Here is a 20,914-nt window from a genome sequence, read left to right as displayed (position 1 = left end):
GGTCGAACTCGTGCCGACGCTCCTCGACAACATGAACCGGATCCTCCCGAAGGGGGAGGTCGTTCCCGTGCCGCTGATTTCCAGCGTGACATTCGGGCCACCGGTCCGCCTCGAAGCGGGAGAGGCTCGTGACCCGTTCCTGGCCCGCACGCGGGAGGCGGTCATTGCCCTGCGGACGCTTCGCCGGAGCTGACGCTCACCGAAGCGACGACACGTCGCAACCCGACCTCCGGCGGACGGTCGCTTGCAGCGGAATCGGCCGCCAGGTTCTCGTGCGGAAGGGACTTGGATCATGGTCTTTGACCAGGAACTGACGTGGCTCATCGGAGGCGTCGTGGGGCTGTTGATGCTCGCGACCGCCCTCGGAGCGGTGATTGCCCGCCGGGCGTCGAGTGACGGCGGACGGGCGACGGCGGCGAACCTCAATGCCCGCTTGCGGGCCTGGTGGGGGATGACCGCGATCTTTGCCCTGGCGGTCGGGACCGGTGGGACGGGGACGATTCTGATGTTCGCGCTGACGTCGTTTCTGGCGCTCCGCGAGTTCATTTCGCTCACGCCGACGCGGCTCGGCGACCATCGGCCTCTTGCCTGGGCCTTCTTCCTGATCATGCCGCTCCAGTTCCTGCTGGTGGCGGTTCACTGGTACGGGTTCTTTCTGATCTTCATTCCGGTCTATGTCTTCCTTGTCCTGCCGATCCGAGCTGCCGCGGCGGGGGAGACGGACCAGTTCCTGGAGCGGATCGCGCGGCTGCAGTGGGCACTCATGATCTGTGTGTATTGCGTCAGCCATGCCCCGGGGATCCTGACGTTCCTCAAGATTCCAGGTTACGAGGGGCAGAACGCGAAGCTGCTGTTTTACTTCGTCCTGATCTGCGAGCTGAGCGACGTGCTGCAGTACTGCTTCGGCAAGCTGTTCGGGCGGTATGCCGTCTGTCCGACGGTCAGTCCCAACAAGACCTGGGAGGGGCTGATCGGCGGCGTGGGGGCGACGGTGCTGATCGGGGCCGGTCTGTGGTGGGCGACGCCGTTCACGCCGCTGCAGTCGGCGGGGATGTCCCTGGCGATTGCCGGCATGGGTTTCGGCGGAGGGCTTGTGATGTCCGCCATCAAGCGGGATTACGGCGTGAAGGACTGGGGGCGGGCGATCGAGGGGCATGGCGGCATCCTCGACCGGATCGACTCCCTGTGCTTTGCGGCGCCTGTCTTCCTGCACCTGACGCGGTACTACTTCAGCGTGGTTTGAGTAGGTGGGGGGGGCGGATCGCGTCCTTGCCGGCACGACACCAATAGCTCAAACCCAACGTGCGACGGCAGCCTGGAGTCAAGGGGGCCACGCCCCCTTGCCGCCGGAGGCATTTTCGTCGCGGAACCGTGGGACACAACGGATGTCCCCTTTGTGGTACCAGCTATGAGGACTCCCTCAATTCACACCGCTTACATCGCAATCCCCGCGGGTTGGTGAGGGGGCATACGGCACGTTGTCCGCGTTTGGACACAGCGCGCTTCAGATATCTCTCGACGGCCAGGCCTCCGGCGGGCAAGAGGGCCAAGAAAACAACACAGGCCCCTCTGCACTCCCCACCAGGGTGCCCCTGGACCCGGTGGGAATGAGCAAGGGGCCATCCGTCGGTACGTGTCGACCTGACACCCTGCGCTGACGATCATCAATCAGCGGGGCTGCTCGAAAAAACCACGTCCGAAGCCGCTCGGGCCCTTGCGTTCGAAGGAAGTCGCCGGCACCGGGGGATCTCCCTGCTCCAGGCGATGCAGGAGCCGGGCGATCTCCTGGTGGTTCTCGACGGTCTGCCGGATCAGAAGCACGGAGTAAGGGCGCAGGGCCACGCCCGGCGCGCCCGGCTTATCCGCCTGGGGGCGCGCAACCCCTCCTTCGAGGACTTTCAGCTCCGAAGGAGCGTTCGCGCGGCGGATCGTCCCGGGCTGATCCGGGACGGCGCTCTGCCAGCTCGTCGGCGCAACGAGGTCCCGCAGGATCGACTCCGCATCCTCGGCCATTTCGGTCGGCACCCGATAGATCCGGAGTTCGAGCTTCTGAAGTCCGGCCCGGGCCTGGGGGCGGGGTTTGGAGACCCGCAGGGCGTCCCGGTAGTTCTCCAGGAGCTCCTCAATGGCGTCGAGCTGGGGGAGCTTCTGGCGGACGACCAGGATGCCCGGCCGCGGAAACCCGATCACGCCGATGTTTGAATTGGCCAGGAGCCACTGACCGGGGATCTGGTTCCGGATCGCCAGCTCCAGAGCCGCCGATTCGGCGAAGTCGAGGCACAGGTCGCGGACGTCGTAGACCGCGGTCAGGCTTCGGTCGGCCTCGATGTTCCTGGGCGTGACCCACAACGCTCCGTAGCGGATCTCCGGGGCAAGGGCTGTCTTCGACATCCGGGACAGGATCGTCGTGAGGTCTTCGTCCTCGGCCACGAGCGTGACCGGCTCCCGCTCCAGGTTGAGGACCTTGCCGACGCGAGGATCGATTCGGAGGGGGACCTGCAGCTTCGCCGCGACCTGCCGGATGGCGGTGCCAAGGGGGACTTCATCCAGATTGATGGAGATCGGCTGCGTGAGCGTCTTTCGCAGGGCTGTGTGCTGCGGCGGATCGAGGAGCAATGTTCGGCGGCCGTGCTTCGCCAGGGCCGCCAGCAGGGCCGCCACTTCCGTCTGCGTCCGCTGGTTCTGCTTTACGAACAGAACATCCCCGACCAGGACCGTGGTCCCGCTGGTGGCCGGTGTCTCGCTGGACCACGGACCACTGGTCCCTTTCCGTACTGTCTCGATGAGGCGATCGGCTTCGAATCCGGCGTCAAGCAGGGGGGCCAGATTGTACTGGACCTGGAGGTGATGTGAGCTCGCCTCGTTCTGCCGGCCGAGGTGAAGCACTCCTTTGTCGAGGTACCAGCCGACATTCACGGTCTCGAGCCGGTTGAGCAGGAGCTCCCGCGGCTCGTCGGCCAGCCGGTCGGTGACAACCGCCGTGGCCAGTTCGGAGCGGAGCGGTTTGTCGACGACGACGGAGAGCTTCTGGTCGTCGCGCAGCCATCCGACGACATCCGCCAACGGGCGGCCCTCGAACTCGACCGTCACGGCCTTTGTCAGGGCAGGCGGAAGGAGCCCTTCCGTCCCGATGTGACGGGGCTCGTCCGGAATGACGATCTGCAGGCTGGGAGCCGGGGCGACGGCAGCAGGCGGCGGAGTCGCCGGAGCAGCGGCGGGCTGTGCATACAATCTGGCCGGACTGGATCCGATCAGCAGTCCGAGAAGACAGGCCGAGGCGGGAGAAAGGAACCGGATCATGGCGCGGCCTCGTGGTGGAATCGCTATGCGGTGAAGGGCGGTTCGAAGTCCCGCGGGGCGAGCCGCCTTGCCGCGGGTGGGCTGAGGCGGTGAGCCTACGGCGGGCTGCCGGTTCAAGGGATCGGTTCAGTCGATGGCGTTCGGCCTTCCGCCTCGCGTGCCGAGGCCTCGGTGGGGATGATGGGCTCCGGGGGTGGCGCCGTCGGCGATGTTCCTTCACCCGCAGGAATGCGGAAGAATCCGCCGCCGAAGCCGCCCCCCTGCTGGCTGCCGTCGCCGAATCCTCCCATGCCGCCCCCCATCCCACCTCCGCCCAGGAAGGGATACTCGTCGACCAAAGTGTCCCCAAACCGAATCTTGTGGATCGTCTCAGCGATCACGCGATGATTCCGGCGTGACTGGCGGACGATGAGCACCGAATAGGGAGTGACGACGACTGCCGCCGGGGCCGGAGGTCCGGACTTTCCGCCGGCGTCCGCCGTTGTTACGGCCCCGACTGGTGTGGTTTCGGGGAACGACGCCGACTTCAGGATCGTCCCCTGTCCGGCGTTGGCTCCCTGCCAGGACTCGGGGGCGACGAGGCGGGGAATGAGTGTGAGAAGGTCGTCGGCTACGGCGGCCGGGACCCGATAGTAGAGTGTCTCCTGCTTGTCCTCGCTGTCGTCCTTCGGGCGGGGTTTCGACGCTTTGAGGGCCACCCGGTAGCTTTCAAGGAGGTCGAGGACCGCGTCGAGCTGCGGGCGGGTCTGTCGGACGACGAGGACCCCCGGTTTCACAAAGGAGATGGTTCCCGTGCCAGGCTGGTCGGCGTACCAAGGGCCGGCGGTCTGGGTTTGAATGGCGTCGCCCAGTGCCCCCGCTTCGTCATGACTGCGGCAGAGATCCCGGACGTCGAAGACGGCGGTGAGCCTGTGCTCGTTAAGGGCGTCGGCGGTGGTGAGCCAGAGAGCCCCCGCGCGGATCTCCGGCGCCAGCTTCGTCCCCGTCTGCAGGTTGGAGAGCACGGTCTGGAGGGGTTGTTCGCTGACGGAAAGCGAGATCAGGTCCTCATCCACGTTGACCCCCGCATCCTTCAGTTCGGGGGCGAAGCGGATCTCTGTCTCCGCCTGTGCGGCCAGCTGCTGGATCCCTTCGCGAATGGACAGGTTCTGGAAGCGGACGGTGACCCGGTGCCGAAGCGCTTCGGAAAGCGCGACGTGCTGCGGCGGATCGACGAGGACTGTCCGCCGTCCGTGCTTCTCCAGCGCCGCCAGCAAGGCCGCGACCTCAATTTGCGCTCGACGGTGCTGTCGAACGAACAGCACGTCGCCGAGCAGGATCAGCGTTCCCGTTCCGGGCTCATCCGCGTCCCAGGGGCCGGCCACTTCCTGCTGGAGCGAGTCCAGGATCGGCTGGCTACGGAAGCCGGCGTCGAACAGGGCGCCGAGGTTGTAGGAAATGGTGACGCGATGATCCAAAGCCTGGTCGAAGCTCTCGAGGAACAGGACTCCCTCCTCGATGTGCCAGCCCAGTTCCAAGGTTTCCAGGCGATCGAGGAGAAAGTAGATCGGCTCGTCCCGCAGCGCGTCGGTGACCGGCTCCGTGCTCAGCAGGTGGTTGGCCGCGGTCGCCGAAGGATCGACGACGACGTTGAGCTTCGCCTCGTCGCGAAGCCATTTGACGACCTCCTTGAACGGAGTCTTTTCGAACGCGACGGTGCTCTTACGGGTCAGCTCCGGCGGCAGGAGCGTGACGGGATCGATCGTCCGCGGCTCATCCGGGATCTCGATCGCAAGACTCGGAGGAAGAGCTCCCGCACCCTCCGGTGCGGGAGCGGGGGATTCCGTCCCGCCACGGGTCATCGCGGCCGGGCGACGAGGGGGCCTCGAACCGAGCTTGGAATCGGGCTGGGTACCGCTGCCACCAAATTGTGGGAACGCCTCGCTGCAGAACGTCGCACAGAACAAGAGAACAAGTATCGCCTGGCAGACTTTGGCTCGGCTCATGAACCCTCCCCCTCCCCGCGCCCGGACTGTGACCCGCTCCGATCGAAGATACGCCGGCCGCTGGGGACGTTTTCGCGGGAAAGGGGCGGGGATGCCGCGAAAGGGGAAAAATGGGGGGCGGTCGGCTTCGCGTCCGGCTGGCCGTGTTTTCCGGCGGGCCGGCGACTTCTCGGGAACGTAACTCCCTTGGAAGATTGATTTTCCAGCCTTCGGACGAAAAATACTGAGAAGTCGGCCTCGTCATGGTAAGGTGGAGAGCCCAATACGAGTCGGGCAGGCGTTTCCGGATTGCGAATGAACCTCGAACAGTATCTGAATCGGGAAGGAAATCGGCGGCAGTTCCTGTCACGCAGCGCGGCCGGCGCGGCGGCCGGGATCGTCGGGCTGGAGGCGGTGCATGCCTCGTCTGACAGCGTCAAGACTCCGATCCGCGTCGGCATCATCGGCGTGCGGGCTTGGGGGAAGGATCTTCTCAGCGAAGTCCTTCAGCAGCCGGGTGTTGAAGTGGCAGCGTTGTGCGACGTCGACTCGTCGGTCCTGTACGGGGTCCGGTCGGAGTTCGGCGAGCGGTTCTCGCGGTTGCCGAAGACCGCTTCGGACTATCGGCGGCTCCTCGATGATCCGGGGATCGATGCCCTCTTTGTGGCGACGCCGGACCACTGGCACGGTCAGATCACGACCGAGGCGTGTGCGGCGGGGAAGGACGTTTACGTTGAAGCTCCGATCGGTCAGACGATCGACGAGGTCCGCCGCGTTTCCGCAGCAGCGGCCGAGTCTGGCCGCGTTGTTCAGGTTGGACTGCAACAGCGGAGTGGAGCGCATTTTCAGTCGGCGATTGCGGCGATCCAGAGCGGCGTCATCGGCCGGGTGCGGATGGCGCGGGCCTGGGTGGTTCACCGTCGCAAGCCGATCGGGTTGAAGGAAGAGGCGGTCGCTCCGAAGGGAGTCGACTATGCCGCGTGGCTGGGGCCTGCGGAGTCACGGCCGTTTCATCCGAATCGGTTCCATCAGAACTGGCAGTGGTACTGGGACTACGGTGGCGGGGAGCTGAGCCGGTGGGGCGTTCACTTCCTCGACGTGGCGGCCTGGGGACTGGGCGTGCAGATGCCGAACCGCGTGATGGCGACGGGGGGGATTCTGGAGCTGGAAGATGACCGCGAGACTCCGGACACGCTGACCGTTCACTATGAGTACCCGGGGGCGATGATTCAGTGGGAGCATCGGCAGTGGTCCTCGCATGGGATCGAGGGGCGGACGGCCGGGACTGCGTTCTATGGCTCGGACGGGACGCTGGTGGTCGACCGTGGTGGCTGGAAGGTTTATGACCGGAAGGACAGTTTGACGGCGGACGCGACGGAGTTGCTTGGACCGCACATCCGCAACTTCCTGGATTGTGTGCGGACGCGAGCGACGCCGGTGGCACCGTTGTCGGTGGGAGCGACGGCGTCGACGCTGGCGCATCTGGGGAATGTCGCTTATCGCCGTGGTGAGTCGCTGACAGCTCGCGACTTTGCCTGAAGCGTGCCAGAACCGGGTCCAGGGGGACCCTGGTCAGGGGGTGCAGGGGGCAGAATGCCCCTTGCCCGCCGGAGGCCGTCTTGTCGAGAGATGTCTGAAGGAGCGAGTGTCCAAGCGCGGACACCGTGCCGTATGCCCCCTCACCAACCCGCGGGGATTGCAAAGCCCACGGTGTGATGTGGAGGAGTCCTCAACGCTGGTCCCACAAAGGGGACATCCGTTGCTTACCACGGTTCCCCATCGAAAATGCCTCCGGCGGCAAGGGGGCCTGTGTTGTTTTCTGGCCCCTTGACCCCAGCCTGCCGTCGCACGTTGGGTTTGAGCTATGGGAGCCGCGCCGGCAAGAACGGTCTACGCGGATACCCTCCCGCAACCTCGGCTGAACCGCTGCGAATGTGTTCACCCAACGTCCGACCGGTTAGGATGAATTGCCCGGCATCACGCCGTTGACCGTCCTCCGACTCCTTCCCGTCGCGCTCATGCTCAAACGCCTCGTCGCAGCGTTTTCCATCGGCTGGACCGCTCTCTCCGCAACCGCCCTCCCGGCGGACGACAAGACCTTCCCCGCGGAGCAACTGGACTTCTACAAGAAGGACGTCCTCCCGATCCTGGAAGAGCACTGCTACAAGTGCCACGGGCCGGGCAAGGCCAAGGGGGGCCTGACGCTCGCCGGCCGCAACGCCATCCTCAAGGGAGGCGAAAGCGGCCCCGGTGTCGACCTCGAGAACGTCGGCGAGAGCGTCCTGCTCCAGGCGGTGAACTACGAGGGCTTCGAGATGCCCCCCGCGGGCAAGCTCCCTGCGCCGCAGCTCGCCACCCTCCGCAAATGGGTCGAGATCGGCCTCCCGATGCCCGCCGGCGATGCCCCCGCGGTCGCCGAGACGCACGGGCCCCCGAAAGTGACGGAGGAGACGAAGAACTTCTGGTCGTTCCGCAAGGTCGTCCGCCCCGATGTGCCGACGCCGAAGGATGCCGGCTGGGTCGCCAACCCGATCGACGCCTTCATCCTCGACAAGCTACGGCAGAACCAGCTCGAACCGAACCCGCCCGCGCCGCCGCAGCAACTCCTGCGGCGCGTCCACTACGACCTCGTCGGCCTTCCCCCGCAGCCCGACCTCGTCGACTCCTATTCGAAAGCTCCGTCCGAAGGGGCCTACAACGACCTCGTTGAGAACCTCCTGACCTCGCCGCACCATGGTGAGCACTACGGGCGGTACTGGCTCGACCTCGTCCGGTATGCGGAGACCAACAGCTTCGAGCGGGACAATCCCAAGCCGTTCGTCTGGCGGTACCGCGACTACGTCATCCAGGCGTTCAACCAGAACAAGCCGTATGACCAGTTCGTCCGCGAGCAGCTCGCGGGGGATGAGCTCGATGCCGTCACCCGGGACTCGATGATCGCCACCGCGTACTACCGGCTCGGGCTGTGGGACGATGAGCCCGCCGACCCGCTCCTGGCGTTCTACGACGGCATCGATGACATCGTGGGTACGACAGGACAGGCGTTCCTGGGACTGACGCTGAACTGCGCCCGCTGTCACGACCACAAGCTCGACCCGGTTCCGCAGGCGGACTACTACCGCTTTGCCGCCTTCTTCCGAAACATCCGGCACTACGGCAAACGGTCGGATGAGTCGGTCATGGAAGCGTCGGTGATGAGCATCGCCTCGCCGGACGAAGATGTCCTCGATGCGGAGCAGAAACAGCGCTGGGAACAGACGGTCGCCGCCCTTCGGAAGCATCTCGACCGGACGGAAGATCAGATCCGCCCGCATCTCGTGGGCGGTGAGAAGGATGACTTCACGCGGGACAGCGAGCGGCTGCGTGTGATCCAGAAGCACATCGGTGCCGAAATCTCGCAGGACGACTTCAACGACTACGCCCGGGTTCGCCGGGAGTGGCGCGAGCTCCGCAACCGGCCGCCGCGGAGCGCCAGCCAGGCGCTCGTCATCAAGGAGAACGGCAGCCAGGCCCCCGAGACGACGATCCTGATCCGCGGCAACGCGCACGCCGATGGGGATGTCGTGGAGCCGGCGTTCCCGGCCGTCCTCTCTCCGCCGGCGCCGAACATCGCTCCGCCCGAGAGCGGCGCCAGCACCGGGCGGCGGCGGGCCCTCGCCGAGTGGATCGTCAGCCGGGACAACCCGCTCACGGCCCGCGTGATGGTCAACCGGATCTGGCAGTGGCACTTCGGCCGCGGTCTCGTCCCTTCGACGAACAACTTCGGTCTGCAGGGGGATCCGGCCAGCCATCCGGAACTCCTCGACTGGCTCGCCGCCGAGTTCATGGAGAGCGGCTGGGACCTCCGCCACCTCCACCGGCTGATCCTGGCGTCGAACACGTACAAGATGTCGTCGCAGGGGAACGCGGCGGCGCTCGCCAAGGATCCGCAGAACCTCCTGATGTGGCGGTTCGACATGCGGCGGCTGCGGGCCGAGGAGATCCGGGACTCGATCCTCGCGGTCAACAACACGCTCAACCTCGACAAGATGTTCGGCCCGAGCATCTACCCGGTGATCGAGAAGGAAGTCCTCGCCGGGCAGTCGATGCCGGGGGCCGGATGGAATCAGTCGACCGACGAGGACCGCCGCCGCCGGAGCATCTACATCCACCTCAAGCGGTCGCTGACCGTTCCGCTGCTCGCCAACTTCGACGTGGCCGATACGGACTTCACCTGCCCCGTCCGGTTCGCCACGACGCAGCCGACGCAGGCGCTCAGCATGCTCAACAGCGTGTTCCTGCAGGAGGAGTCGCAGAAGCTTGCCAGCTATCTCAAGGAGTCGGCCGGCAAGGATCGGTCGGCACAGGTCCGCCTGGCACTCCGCAGAGCGTTCCAGCGCGAGCCGGCGGAGGCGGAGGTCGAGCGGGGCGTGAAGCTGATCGAATCGCTCGAAACGGAGTTCGGGCAGGCTCCGGATGCCGCGCTGCGGTATTTCTGCCTGACCGTCCTGAACCTGAATGAGTTTGTGTATCTGGACTGATTCGAGGCGTCGTCGACGTGTTCGTCCAGTGTCCCCGGAGTTCGAGAATGGCGGCCGCAGCCCTTCCCCCCGATGTCGAACGCCTTGTTGACCAGATTCGCGAGCTTCCCGCCCCGCTGCGGGAGGCGATCTGGCTGCGGATCGAGGAAACACTTCCGCTCGAACTGCCCGTTTCCGAACAGGCCGAGTTCGAACGGAGGTTGAAGAGCATCGCTGACGGGACGGCCGTTCTGCTTCCGTGGAGAGAGACCCTTCAGGCGATCCGGCAGGACCTCCATGAAACCCGCCCGGTTGCTGAGTGAAGCGGAACGCGACATCCGACGCGCGGTGAACCGTTACGAGGAGAGACGCCGTGGCTTGGGAGAGCGATTCCTTGACGAATTGACCCGGACCTTCGAACAGATCGCGGAGAATCCCCTGATCGGCATCCGCGACGGCGGGCTTCTCCAGTTCAAACGAGTCCGAAAGTTCCCCTACCTCGTTGTGTTTGCGGAAGTTGAAAACGAGATCGTGTTTCTGGCCGTGCACCACCACGCACGAGACAACGCCTACTGGTACGATCGCCTCCTGACCGATTTCGGCAGTGGCGATATCGTTCCTCAGTGATCCGCCCGCGTCAGTAGAGAAGAGTATTCCATGCCCTCGAACTTCTGTGGTCGCACGCGTCGGGAATTCCTGTGGGAGTCGGGAGCCGGGTTTGCCGGGACGGCGCTTGCCGGGATGCTGGGGAATGAGTTCTTCGCGCGGCAGGCGGTGGCCGCCGATGGGAAGACGCCGTTCGTCAATCCCCTGGCCCCCAAGGCGCCGCATCACACACCGCATGCGGAAGCCTGCATCTTCCTCTACATGTACGGCGGGCCGAGCCATGTCGATACGTTCGACTACAAGCCGTCCATGACCGGTCGCGACAACCAGACGATCCAGGTCAAGACGTTCGGCCGCGGCGGGCATAAGAACGAGGGGCGGATCGTCGAGCCTCGCTGGAAGTTCAACCAGTACGGCGAGTGCGGCAAGTACGTCAGTGATCTCTTCCCGCACCTGGCGCAGAAGGTTGACGACATCGCCTTCCTGCACTCGATGACCGCCGACTCGCCGATCCACGGCTCGGCGATGCTGATGATGAACAGCGGCAAGGTCCTGAGTGGGAGCCCGTGCATCGGGTCTTGGCTCAACTACGGCCTGGGGACCGTCAACGAGAACCTGCCCGGGTTTGTTGTCATGCTCGACCCCCGCGGCGGGCCGATCTCGGGGCCGAAGAACTGGAGCAGCGGATACATGCCCGCTTCCTACCAGGCGACGGTGATGCGCTCGCAGGGGAGCCCGATCCTCGACCTCGCTCCGCCGCAGGAGCTCGGGACGTCGGCCCAGCGGAAGCTGCTTGATACGCTCCGCGCCTACAACGAGGAGCACGAAGTAGTGCGGTCGGACAATTCCAACCTCGCCGCCCGGATCGCCAGCTACGAACTGGCCTTCAAGATGCAGGCCAATGCTCCCGAGGCGGTCGACCTGTCGCAGGAGACGGAGGCGACGCAGAAGCTGTATGGACTTGACGATCCGAAGTGCTCCACGTTCGCCCGGCAGTGCCTTCTGGCTCGCCGGCTTGTCGAGCGGGGCGTGCGGTTCATTCAGCTCTACTCCGGCGGAGCCCACAACGACGACAATTGGGACGCCCACTCCGACATGGAGAAGAACCACAACCTGCACGCCGGCGAGACTGATAAGCCGATCGCCGGGCTTCTGGAAGACCTCAAGCAGCGGAGCCTGCTCTCCAAGACGCTGATCGTCTGGGGAGGAGAGTTCGGACGGCAGCCGACCGCGGAGTATGCCAAGGGGACCGGCCGCGACCACAACTCGTACGGCTTCACGATGTGGATGGCCGGCGGCGGGATCAAGGGGGGCGTCAGCGTCGGGTCGACGGATGAACTGGGGGCCGCGGCCGTGGAAGACCGCTTCCACGTGAAACAGATGCACGCCACCGTCCTTGACCGGATGGGGCTCGACCCGAACCGGCTGAGCTACTTCTACGGCGGGCTCAATCAGAAGCTCGTCGGCGTCGAAGAGGTCGAGCCGATCCGCAAGGTGCTGGCGTAGGCTTCAGTGATTGCGGCGGCGCGGCATTAGCCGAAGAGATCTAGCCACAGATCGACACGGATGAACACAGATTGGTCGGAGACGTGATCGGATCCCTCCTCCACTTGCCTTTATCCGTGTTGATCTGTGTTCATCCGTGGCTGAATTCTTCTTCCGAGCCAAACGCTCACTGTGTCGCCGGAACGTCCTTGGCGGCGAAGCTGATCGACGTGAAACCGGCCGCTTTACAGGTGTCGTAGATCTCGACCATCCTGCCGACGGGGACTTCCCGCGCAACGTCGAGGACGATCGGGTTCTTGGCGTCGACTTCCGCCAGCGTCTTGAGCTGCTCCTTGAGGAGTTCGATGTCAGTGTAGGAAGTGCCGTTCATGTCGACGGTGAACTCGCCGGATCCCGGGGCGAGCGAGAGCTTGAGGAACACGCGGACGAGCCACGGTTCGCTCTGCGGGACGACGACCTCGGTCTGGATCGCCCCTTCCGCGGGAAGATTGGCCGAGAGGAGTTTCTCCGCGCTGACTCCCGCTCCCGCGACGACGAAGAAGACGAGAAGGTTGAACGTCACGTCGATCATCGGGACCATCGAGTTATCATCGGTGTTCTTCCGGTGAACCTGGGGGACTCTCATCGGCTCCTCTCCTGCGGGAGCTGTCAGGATCGCAGATCCGGCGGAGCCCCGTAATACGAATTCCCTGGCGGGCGAGGATCGCATCGCCCCGGGGACTTGAGAACGAGGAGAAGGAATTGGCGACGAACCAGTGGAACACCGCTCTCTATGACACCCGCCATGCATTCGTCACGAAGTACGGGGAAGACCTCGTCGGGCTTCTGGCGCCGCAGTCCGGTGAACGGATTCTCGATGTCGGCTGCGGCACCGGGCACCTGACGTCGCAGATCGCCAACGTCGGCGCGGTCGTGACCGGAATCGACAGCTCGGCGGAGATGATCGATGCGGCGCGGGCCGCCTACCCATCGCTTCCGTGGCTGCAGGTCGATATCTCGGCCGATCGCCTGCCGGCGGAACTGGCTCCGGGGAGCTTTGAAGCGATTTTCTCGAACGCGGTGCTGCACTGGGTGAACCGGGCCGAGGAGGCCGTCCGGAATATGGCGGCGCTCCTGAAGCCGGGCGGACGGTTCGTGGTCGAGTTCGGCGGGAAGGACAACATCCGCCGCGTCCTGACCGGGCTGCTCGACGCGATGGCTGCGGTCACCGGACAGCGGCCGGTCCACGACTGGTACTACCCATCGATCGGGGAATACGCGCCCCTGCTCGAACGGCACGGCATCGAGGTCCAGGCAGCGTGGCTCTTCGACCGCCCGACGAAGCTCGAAGGGGAGGAAGGGCTCCGGAACTGGTACCGGATGTTCCGCCGCGGGTGGATCGAATCGCTGTCGCCCGAGCAGGCCGATGCGGTGTTCGCATCGGCGGAGGCGCGACTCCACGGGGAACTCCATCGGGACGGCGCGTGGTGGGCGGACTACCGTCGGATCCGGATCGTGGGCGTGAAGGCGATGGCGTGAGGTCGAGGCGCCGGCCGCATGGCCAATGTGGGATGCGGCCCGGACGCCGCTCCTCAAGGGGATGGGCGCGAGGCTTTCGCCTGCTCGAGCTTCTCGGAAAGGGAGTCGTCCTTCATCCAGACCGTTCCCGCCCGGCGCAGCAGGGTCATGGTCTGGTGGCCCGTCGTCTTCCACATCCGCCATCCCTGGCCGGCGATCACCTCTTCCCCCTCGCCGTACTGAGCCTGAAGCCCCTTCTCCAGCGCCTCGAAGTCCTTCGAGTCGTACCAGTGGGTGATCGACAGGAGCTTCCCCTCCCAGCAGTCGAAATCGACATGGCGGAGGGGGACTCCGACGAGGTCCAGCGGAGCATCGGCCGACGCGAAAATCGTCAGCGTTGAGAACCCGGTCCCGTCATCCGCCCCTTTGAACGTCGCCTCGGGAAACTTCCGCTGGAGGTCCTCCAGGGTGGCCGAACCGACCGTCTGCTCCTGAAACGCCAGCGGCTGCGACTTCGTCTTCGCTCGGATCTCCTGATCGACGTCGATCTTGGGGATCGGCGCGATGGCGGGTGGCGCCTCCTGTCCGCAGCCGGACAGGAGTGCGACACCAACGAGACCTGCGTGAAGCAGGACCTTGCCGACGTTGTGGATGATGCGGCTCATTCGCAGGCCCTTCCGATCGGGTTCGGTCTGCCCACCGGCACTGCCTGGGGCAGGGGCCACGGCGACGAGGCCGTGGCCCGCTGGAACACCGCCTCGCTGAGATCAGCCCCCGACCGACGGGACCTTGTCGCCGCCGAATCCGGTGGCCCGGTTGTAAAGGCGTTCGCGGGTCGACCACAGGCCGGCCGACGGAGTGGGGATGAAGAAGTACTCTTCGCCGTCCGCCGTCTTGTTCCAGCCTTCCTGGCACTCGTCCGGCCGATAACGCTTCGTCATCTCGGCGAGGTCGGCGTACTGGAAGTTGACCTGCTCGATCTCGGCCTTCGAGAGGAAGCCCGGGGCATAGGTGATCTTGAACCGGCCTTCGGACGAGCCGTGCAGCAGGTGGGCCGTGGCGTGGGCCAGCTCCTGCAGGTCCGGCTCCGTCTTGTAGAGCTTCATCACGTGTTCGGTGCCGGTGTAGCCGTACTTGCGGATGATGGCGTCGACGTCCGGCTGCTCGCCAAACCGCTTGAGGCCGGGGGCGAGAATGAGGAGTTCTCCTCCGTCGGCGAGGGCCATGCGGGTCCGGTAGACCGCCTTGTTGGCGACCCAGGTGCTGACGAACTCGTCCCCCTGCATGACACAGACGATCTTCTTGACCGGCTGGTCGAAGACCGTGATGTTCTGCTCGCGGGACTGGCGGGCCGCGCCGAGGTAGGTGTCGAGGTCGTCACCGATGTAGACGCCGGTGTGAACGAGCTCGTTCTTCGCGTTGCGGGCCATGACGACCTGCACGTAGACGTCCGGCAGGTGCTTGAGATACCGCTCTTCGGCCACGTTGAAGCAGTGGCGGACGGGAGTCACGAGGTTGCCGAGGTTGTTCTCGATGCCGCAGGTCGCCGCCATGAGGTGCGACGCGCAGATCAGCTCCTTGCCGCCAACGCCGATGAAGTAGTTCTTGTTGTGGTTGGCGAAGCCCAGCACTTCATGGGGGACGACGTGCCCGAGGTGGATGATGAGGTCCCACTTCCCTTCCATGAGCATCTTGTTGAGCGTGAGCGGGATCGGCCAGTCGGCCACGCCGCCGCAGGAGGCGGCGACTTCCTCGCCCGAGATCTCGCCGACCTTCACGCAGCCGTTCCGCCAGTCGTGCGCGTGGATCCGCTCGTTCGGGACCTTCCCGAACATCCGCTCGTTCTCTTCGGGCGTGTGCGGGACGTGCTGGCCGAGGGTCGGGATGACGTGGACGTCCGCTTCCGGCGAGAGCATCTCGTAGAGCATCTCGGTCAGCCGGCCGACGCCCGAGTGCATGCGGGTGATGTCCGGCGGGAGGAGAAGGACGCGCTTCGGCTCCGCGCAGAGGCGTTTGCGGGCTTCGGCGACGGTCTGGGCCATCAGCTCGCGGAGGCGTTCCCAGGAAATCTGCTCACTCTGCTCGACAATCCACGGCATCTCGACGCTTCCTGACTCGGACGAAAAAGGAGGACGTGCGGCGGGCTCGGCCTCGCCTCACGGTTTGGAACGGTCTCTCACGGGAATCTTAGATTGTGACGCGGGGATCAGCCACGACGACGCGGGCCGGCCGGCATTTCGGGAGGGAGAGGAAGGGGGGCCACAGATGAACACAGATAAACACGGATAGGAGACAGGCCTGGGCTGGGGCGGACAGCGAGCCTTCGAGTTCCGGCAAAGGTCCTCGGTCTCTTCCTGACCTCTTATCTGTGTCCATCTGTGTTTATCTGTGGCTCAACCTTCCTGCAAAACACAACGCGGAGGTCGCGGAGAGCGGAGCGTGACCCGGTGGCCAGTTCCGCTCTCCGCGCCTCCGCGTGAGAGTCCTTCAGCAGGATTCCGTCGGGCGGCTACTTGGCCGTCAGGCCGAAGTCGCGGGTGAGGCTCCGCCAGACCGAGTGGATGTGGTTCGCCACGGTTCCTTCGGTGTCGGACTGGACGTTGATCAGCTCCAGGATGAAGGTCGGGCCCTGGATCCGATAGGAGTGGCCCATGTGGGGCTTCGTCGAACCGAGCCAGGCGAAGGAGAGATTGTCGAGGCCAGCGGCCTGGAGTTCCTTGAGCCGTTCGGCGGCGAGAGCGTCTTCGAGGTGGCTGTTGTAGGTCTCAAGGAGCGACCAGAGGAGCTTCCGCTGGGTTTCGTTCAGTTCCTTCGCGGAGATCCCTTCGGCCGGTCCCTTCGGCGGCTCGGGGTTGCCGGCGTTGCGGTACTCGGCGGGGGCCTTCTCGGCGATGATGGCCTTCTTCTTCTGGGCGTCGTCGAGGGAGTTCACGAGGTCGAAGGCGAGCTGTTCTTCCTTGGCGAGGGTCCGGATTCCCTTTTCCGGTCCGCCGTCGATGTGCAGGTAGACCGTGGCCGGGTTGGCGCCCCAGAAGCTGGGCGTTTCGCCGATGACGAGGCCGTCGCGAACGGCGAAGTTGAGGGAGAAGTGGTGGCCTTCGAAGCTCCAGCCCCAGGTTCCCTTGTCCGACGGGGTGCCGAAGATCGTGAGGAAGTACCGGAGCGGGTCGCGGAGGTTGCCGTTCTGGATGTTCTTTTCCCCTTCGCGGAGGTTGTTCTCCAGGGACATGATCCGGGAGGCTTTTTCGTAGCCGGAGTCGCTGAGGGCGCTCTTGAGGAGCTCGTGGCAGAGCTTCTGCTGTTCGGGGGTCATCTCGCGGAGCTGGACCCCTTTGCGGACCGGCTTGGGGATGTTGTGCCAGTCAAGGCGGGCGGGGTCGTCGAACTTCATGACGACCTTGGCCTTCTGGGCGTCGTCGAGCGATGCCAGGACTTTGTTGGCGGCGTCGGCCATGGCCTTGGCGACGGGTGCGGTGGGGGTGTTGTCCGCGCGGAGGTGGTGGGGAGTGGCGAGCGAGATTGCACAGGCGAGCAGCAGTGCCAGACGAATCATGCGGGGTCTCCGTCGAGAGCGTGTGGGGGAGGGAGATTGAGAATCAGAGCGATTGTGAAGGGTGACTTCAACGACATGAGGGAACGAGTTCGTCATGGTGTGCCGACCTAACCGGGGTCCAGGGGGTCCCCCTGGTGGGGAGTGCAGAGGGGCAACGCCCCTTTGCCCGCCGGAGGCCTGGCCGTCGGGAGATATTCTGAAGGAGAACGTGTCCAAACGCGGATAGCGTGCCGTATGCCCCCCTCACCAACGCGCGGGGATTGCAAAGCCAGCGGTGTATTTTGAGGGAGTCCTCAACGCCGGTGTCCTAAAGCGGTCGCCCGTTACTTACCACGGTTCCTCATTGAAGCGCCTCCGGCGGCAAGGGGTTGCCCCCTTGACCCCTGACTGCCGTGGAACGTTGGGTTTGAGCTATGGGAGCTGTGCCGGCGAGAACGGGGTTCACTTTGGCTGCAGGAATTTCGCGTGGAAACATGGTTTAATACTCCATGCAGCTACCAATCATCGCCACCGCAACCGCCGTCGTCGACGGGGTCCCCACCGGACCCGCGACCAACGAGCCGCTCCGCCCACTCCTCGATCTCACCCGCGCCCAGCTCATCGACTGGCTCGACAGCCGCGGCTACCCCTCGTTCCGGGCCGACCAGATCCGCCGCTGGATCTTCGGCAAGCGGGTCAGCGAATTCGCCGCGATGCACGACATCCCGGCCGCCCTCCGCACCGCCCTCACTGAAGAATTTCGCCTCTTCGCCTCCGAAGTCGCCCGCCATCAGGTCGCCTCCGACCGCACGGAAAAACTCCTTCTGCGGCTTGCCGATGGCGAGCACACCGAATGCGTCCTGATGCGGGAAGACGACCGCCGGACCGTCTGCATCAGCACGCAGGTCGGCTGCGCCATGGGCTGCGTCTTTTGCGCCAGCGGCCTCATGGGGGTGAAGCGGAACCTCTCGATCGGCGAGATCCTCGACCAGTTCCTCCGCCTCGACCGCCTCATGACCGGCGAGGAGCGGATCACCAACGTCGTCGTCATGGGAATGGGAGAGCCGCTCGCCAACCTCAAGGCACTCCTGCCCGCCCTGGAAAGCCTCAACGAAAAGGGGGGCCTCGGCCTCGGAGCCCGGCGGATCACGATCTCGACCGTCGGCCTGCCGGAGAAGATCCGGGAACTCGGCCGCTACGGTCAGGCGTACAACCTCGCGATCTCACTGCACGCTCCGAACGACCCTCTCCGGACGCAGATCGTCCCGGTGAACAAGAACATCGGAGTCGAAGAGATCCTCGCGGCGGCGGACGACTACTTCGCCGCGTCGGGACGGCGGGTCACGTATGAGTACGTCCTGCTCGCCGGCGTGAACGACGACGTCGAGCACGCGAAGCAACTCGCCAAGCTCCTGCGGCACCGCGTCGCGCACGTCAACCTGATCCCGATGAACCCGGTGGAGCCGACGGGCCTCGAGGCGCCGGCGGTCCCGCGGACGAAGCTGTTCGCCGAGACGCTCGAACACGGCGGAGTCAACGCCACCGTCCGGAAGCGGAAGGGGGCGGACATCGATGCCGCCTGCGGTCAGCTGCGACTCAAAGAAGAGCAGGCCGCAGCCGGGACGACGAACGCGCCGGCCCCGTGACCGGCAGGAGACTCATCGCTTGGCCATCTCGCGCGAGAGCGTACAGGTCCGGCTGTACTGATTTTCCTTCATGAAGGTCGGCGCGACCCAGGAATTCTGGTTCAGCGGGACCGTCACCGTCACGGTGACCTGTGAGGTCGTGTTCGTCAGGACGTTGGGCTCGACCGTGACGGTTCCCCCCTTGATCCCGGTCAGACTGAGCACCTTCCTGGCTTCGGTCTTCGTCACCTCGGCGGTGGCGCCCGGGACCATCGCCCGGCGTGCCCCCGTATAGGCGGCGTTCACGAGCGTGTTGCGGATCATGTTAACCCGCGCGAACTCGACCGACGCGATCAGCAGGAGAAAGGCGATCGGGACCGTGAGGGCGAACTCGACCGTCGTCGCGCCCTGGCGGGACGGGCGAGCAGCGCGAGCCGGAGTTGTCTGGAGAAGGCGGTGCATGTCGGGCTTTCGTCGCGGTCTTACTCGGTCAGCATCACCGGCATCGAATACGCCAGGTCTTTGAAGGCGGCATCGAGTTCGGCGGCGCTCGTGGCGTAGTAATGGCGGCCGCCGGTGATCGTGGCGATCTCCACCATCGCCGGCTGCTGGGCGCCCGGGAGGAACGTGATCGTGTGGATCACGATCCCCTTGGCCTTCGCGTCGCGGGCCAGCTGGACCGGGTCGCTCCCCTGGTTCCACAGACCGTCCGTCATGAGGATGACGCTCTTCTTGGCGAGCGGCTTCGTCTTGTCGGCTTCGAGCATCTTGATCGCCTCGGAGAGGCCGGCCGACATGTTCGTCGCGCCGAGCATGACGTTCTTGCTTTTGGCTTTCGTCAGGCTGGCGAGCGAATTCAGCAGGATCTTGAGGATGCCATCAATGAGCGATTCGGAAAGTTCCCGTTCCCGTGTGACCGCGGGAGAGGTCTTTCCGGTCAGCGAGTATTCGGTTGAACTCTTGTTGATATCCGAGGCCCACGTGACCATCCCGAGCCGCGGGGGAAGGTTCGTGTTGACGACGATCTTCTCGAAGTTGTCGACCGCCGTGCTGAGGGCGGCCCAGCGGCTGAGCGTGGCATGAGGGGGATACTTGATGCCGTCCGGATAGGCCGGGATCCCCTTGGGGTAGACCCAGTCCTTGCCCGACAGGTCGAACGTCATTGAGTGCGACCGGTCGAGGCACAGGATGATGTCCTGGTCGAACTGGGACGCGACGGAGGTCATCTGCGGCGTGAAGGTCTCGCGTCCGAGCAGCCCCCCGAAGAACAGGTGGACCGGACCGCTGGCGCTCCCCGCGGTGAGCGACGATTTGACCCGCACCGCGCGGTACGGCTGGACCCCTTTGGCGAACTCCCAGTTTCCGCTGGGCTTGAGCACGGTCTGGCCGAGTTCGACATCGGCGGAGGTCAGCCGGAGGGGCTTGCCGCCGATCGTGTTGTACGCGCCGTAAGTGATCGCCGCGTTGACGGCCGACGTGGCGTTCTGCGTCCGGCGGAGGGCTTCGGCCCCGGCCTTGGCGGCGGCATCGGAGGCCGCCCGCAGCTCGCTTCTCGTCAGCTGCATGTAGGAGACATCGATGGCGAACACGATCATCGCCAGGAAGACCACCAGCATGGCCCCGATCAGGACCAGCATCGCTCCCTGACGGGGCGATTCGCCGCGCAGCGGCTTGCGATGAGCCTTCATAGCTTCACCATCGTGAACGTGACCTGGATCTGGGCGCCGTTAAAGAACCACGGCGGTGAGATGGCGTTGTCCGCGACAGGAGCTGTCGCGGTGACTTCGATCCGCGTGCCGGCCTTCGTCGCGCTGGTGACGATCGGCTCGATGCCGAGGTCCCCTTTCTTGACGCGGTGGGCGTCGAGGATCGCTTCCCCGTTCTTGATGGCGTCCGTCTCCGTCCCTCCCATGGCGGTCACGCTGACGGCGGTCTCGTAGGCGCTCAGCGTGAGGGCCTGCTTGAGGTGGATGTAGTTCGCGGTCTCGACGGCCCCCATCACAAGCAGGAACAGGAGCGGGCTGCAGAGCGCCAGCTCGACGGCCGCGACGCCGGAGCGACGCGGCTCACCATTGCGGCTGTGGCGGGATAGGCCAGTCATAGGGGTTGTGCGGGTTCGAGCCAAAGAGGAACGTCCCGCAAACCTAGGTCACGCTAGGGGTCTCATCTCCGCGACAAGCCGAAGTTGGCTCGATTATTGAAGTTCGCCCCCTCCGGGGCCGGTTGTAACGCCGTCCGGGCCGTGCCGGGGTGGCCGCGGGAAGAGAGGAGGAGAGGAAGAGAGGAAGAGTTAAACACCAAGGCACTAAGGAGGCACAAAGAGCACCAAGGCTTTTGATGCAGGTACACCTCATTGGCTTGCGGTCGCGTTCCAGGGGCCAAGCG

18 protein-coding genes (1 of these 18 running past the window's edge) are annotated in these 20,914 nt (G+C 65.1%); 9 read left to right on the top strand and 9 right to left on the bottom strand.

Annotated elements, in window-relative coordinates:
• A protein-coding gene (locus tag VT03_RS07325) for a lysophospholipid acyltransferase family protein (RefSeq protein WP_075092393.1) crosses the window boundary here: on the top strand, window positions 1-193 show its 3' portion. It extends 419 nt beyond the left edge of the window; 193 of the gene's 612 nt are visible here — the last part of the coding sequence; the start codon falls outside the window, past its left edge; it ends in the stop codon at window positions 191-193.
• A gap of 99 nt (window positions 194-292) precedes the next feature.
• Entirely contained in the window at window positions 293-1,243 is a 951-nt protein-coding gene (locus tag VT03_RS07320; protein WP_075092392.1) for a phosphatidate cytidylyltransferase, read from the top strand.
• Between the two features lie 425 nt (window positions 1,244-1,668).
• Here the strand turns inward: VT03_RS07320 and VT03_RS07315 are convergent, their stop codons facing one another.
• A complete protein-coding gene (locus VT03_RS07315; protein WP_075092391.1) occupies window positions 1,669-3,300 on the bottom strand; it encodes a hypothetical protein in 1,632 nt (543 codons plus the stop codon).
• A gap of 113 nt (window positions 3,301-3,413) precedes the next feature.
• The gene (locus VT03_RS07310; RefSeq protein WP_156514341.1) at window positions 3,414-5,285 is read right to left on the bottom strand and encodes a hypothetical protein; all 1,872 of its coding nucleotides are present in this window, start codon (window positions 5,283-5,285) and stop codon (window positions 3,414-3,416) included.
• A gap of 294 nt (window positions 5,286-5,579) precedes the next feature.
• On the opposite strand from VT03_RS07310, the gene VT03_RS07305 reads away from it, so the two are divergent.
• From VT03_RS07305 to VT03_RS07285, 5 genes are all read left to right on the top strand, one after another.
• Complete coding sequence (locus tag VT03_RS07305) at window positions 5,580-6,803, top strand: Gfo/Idh/MocA family protein (RefSeq protein ID WP_075092389.1); 1,224 nt, start codon at window positions 5,580-5,582, stop codon at window positions 6,801-6,803.
• 446 nt (window positions 6,804-7,249) lie between these two features.
• A complete protein-coding gene (locus tag VT03_RS07300; protein ID WP_231870617.1) occupies window positions 7,250-9,784 on the top strand; it encodes a PSD1 and planctomycete cytochrome C domain-containing protein in 2,535 nt (844 codons plus the stop codon).
• A gap of 47 nt (window positions 9,785-9,831) precedes the next feature.
• A complete protein-coding gene (locus VT03_RS07295; protein WP_075092388.1) occupies window positions 9,832-10,086 on the top strand; it encodes an addiction module protein in 255 nt (84 codons plus the stop codon).
• Complete coding sequence (locus VT03_RS07290; RefSeq protein ID WP_082846017.1) at window positions 10,061-10,390, top strand: type II toxin-antitoxin system RelE/ParE family toxin; 330 nt, start codon at window positions 10,061-10,063, stop codon at window positions 10,388-10,390. Before VT03_RS07295 ends, VT03_RS07290 begins: the two co-directional genes overlap by 26 nt.
• Window positions 10,391-10,420: 30 nt before the next feature.
• Complete coding sequence (locus VT03_RS07285; protein ID WP_075092386.1) at window positions 10,421-11,875, top strand: DUF1501 domain-containing protein; 1,455 nt, start codon at window positions 10,421-10,423, stop codon at window positions 11,873-11,875.
• Between the two features lie 166 nt (window positions 11,876-12,041).
• Here the strand turns inward: VT03_RS07285 and VT03_RS07280 are convergent, their stop codons facing one another.
• Window positions 12,042-12,500, bottom strand: coding sequence for an ExbD/TolR family protein (locus tag VT03_RS07280; protein ID WP_075092385.1), 459 nt, complete (start codon window positions 12,498-12,500; stop codon window positions 12,042-12,044).
• A gap of 116 nt (window positions 12,501-12,616) precedes the next feature.
• On the opposite strand from VT03_RS07280, the gene VT03_RS07275 reads away from it, so the two are divergent.
• A complete protein-coding gene (locus VT03_RS07275; RefSeq protein ID WP_075092384.1) occupies window positions 12,617-13,393 on the top strand; it encodes a class I SAM-dependent methyltransferase in 777 nt (258 codons plus the stop codon).
• A 53-nt stretch (window positions 13,394-13,446) separates the two neighbouring features.
• Here the strand turns inward: VT03_RS07275 and VT03_RS07270 are convergent, their stop codons facing one another.
• The 3 genes from VT03_RS07270 to VT03_RS07260 form a co-directional block, all read right to left on the bottom strand.
• Entirely contained in the window at window positions 13,447-14,037 is a 591-nt protein-coding gene (locus VT03_RS07270) for a hypothetical protein (protein WP_075092383.1), read from the bottom strand.
• A 102-nt stretch (window positions 14,038-14,139) separates the two neighbouring features.
• Window positions 14,140-15,471, bottom strand: coding sequence for a lactate racemase domain-containing protein (locus VT03_RS07265; protein WP_075092382.1), 1,332 nt, complete (start codon window positions 15,469-15,471; stop codon window positions 14,140-14,142).
• 410 nt (window positions 15,472-15,881) lie between these two features.
• The gene (locus VT03_RS07260) at window positions 15,882-16,925 is read right to left on the bottom strand and encodes a DUF3500 domain-containing protein (RefSeq protein WP_075092381.1); all 1,044 of its coding nucleotides are present in this window, start codon (window positions 16,923-16,925) and stop codon (window positions 15,882-15,884) included.
• Between the two features lie 488 nt (window positions 16,926-17,413).
• Between VT03_RS07260 and rlmN the strand changes: the two genes are divergently transcribed.
• On the top strand, window positions 17,414-18,550 hold the full coding sequence (gene rlmN, locus VT03_RS07255) for a 23S rRNA (adenine(2503)-C(2))-methyltransferase RlmN (protein WP_075092380.1): 1,137 nt from the start codon (window positions 17,414-17,416) through the stop codon (window positions 18,548-18,550).
• A gap of 12 nt (window positions 18,551-18,562) precedes the next feature.
• Here rlmN and VT03_RS07250 read toward each other — a convergent pair whose 3' ends face one another.
• The 3 genes from VT03_RS07250 to VT03_RS07240 are packed head-to-tail and all read right to left on the bottom strand — an operon-like array spanning window position 18,563 to window position 20,630.
• Window positions 18,563-18,991, bottom strand: coding sequence for a TadE/TadG family type IV pilus assembly protein (locus tag VT03_RS07250; RefSeq protein WP_075092379.1), 429 nt, complete (start codon window positions 18,989-18,991; stop codon window positions 18,563-18,565).
• A 20-nt stretch (window positions 18,992-19,011) separates the two neighbouring features.
• Window positions 19,012-20,217 carry a vWA domain-containing protein gene (locus tag VT03_RS07245; protein WP_075092378.1) on the bottom strand — a complete coding sequence of 402 codons (1,206 nt, stop codon included), beginning with the start codon at window positions 20,215-20,217 and terminating at the stop codon, window positions 19,012-19,014.
• Window positions 20,214-20,630: a TadE family protein gene (locus VT03_RS07240; RefSeq protein ID WP_075092377.1), complete on the bottom strand. Its 417-nt coding sequence runs from the start codon at window positions 20,628-20,630 to the stop codon at window positions 20,214-20,216. The genes VT03_RS07245 and VT03_RS07240 overlap by 4 nt, the downstream gene beginning before the upstream one ends.
• Between the last annotated feature and the right edge of the window lie 284 nt (window positions 20,631-20,914).

It is taken from the genome of Planctomyces sp. SH-PL14 (assembly GCF_001610835.1).
Classification (GTDB): Bacteria; Planctomycetota; Planctomycetia; order Planctomycetales; family Planctomycetaceae; genus Planctomyces_A.
Note: the sequence above shows the minus strand (reverse complement) of the source record. Positions and strands in the feature narration are given on the sequence as shown.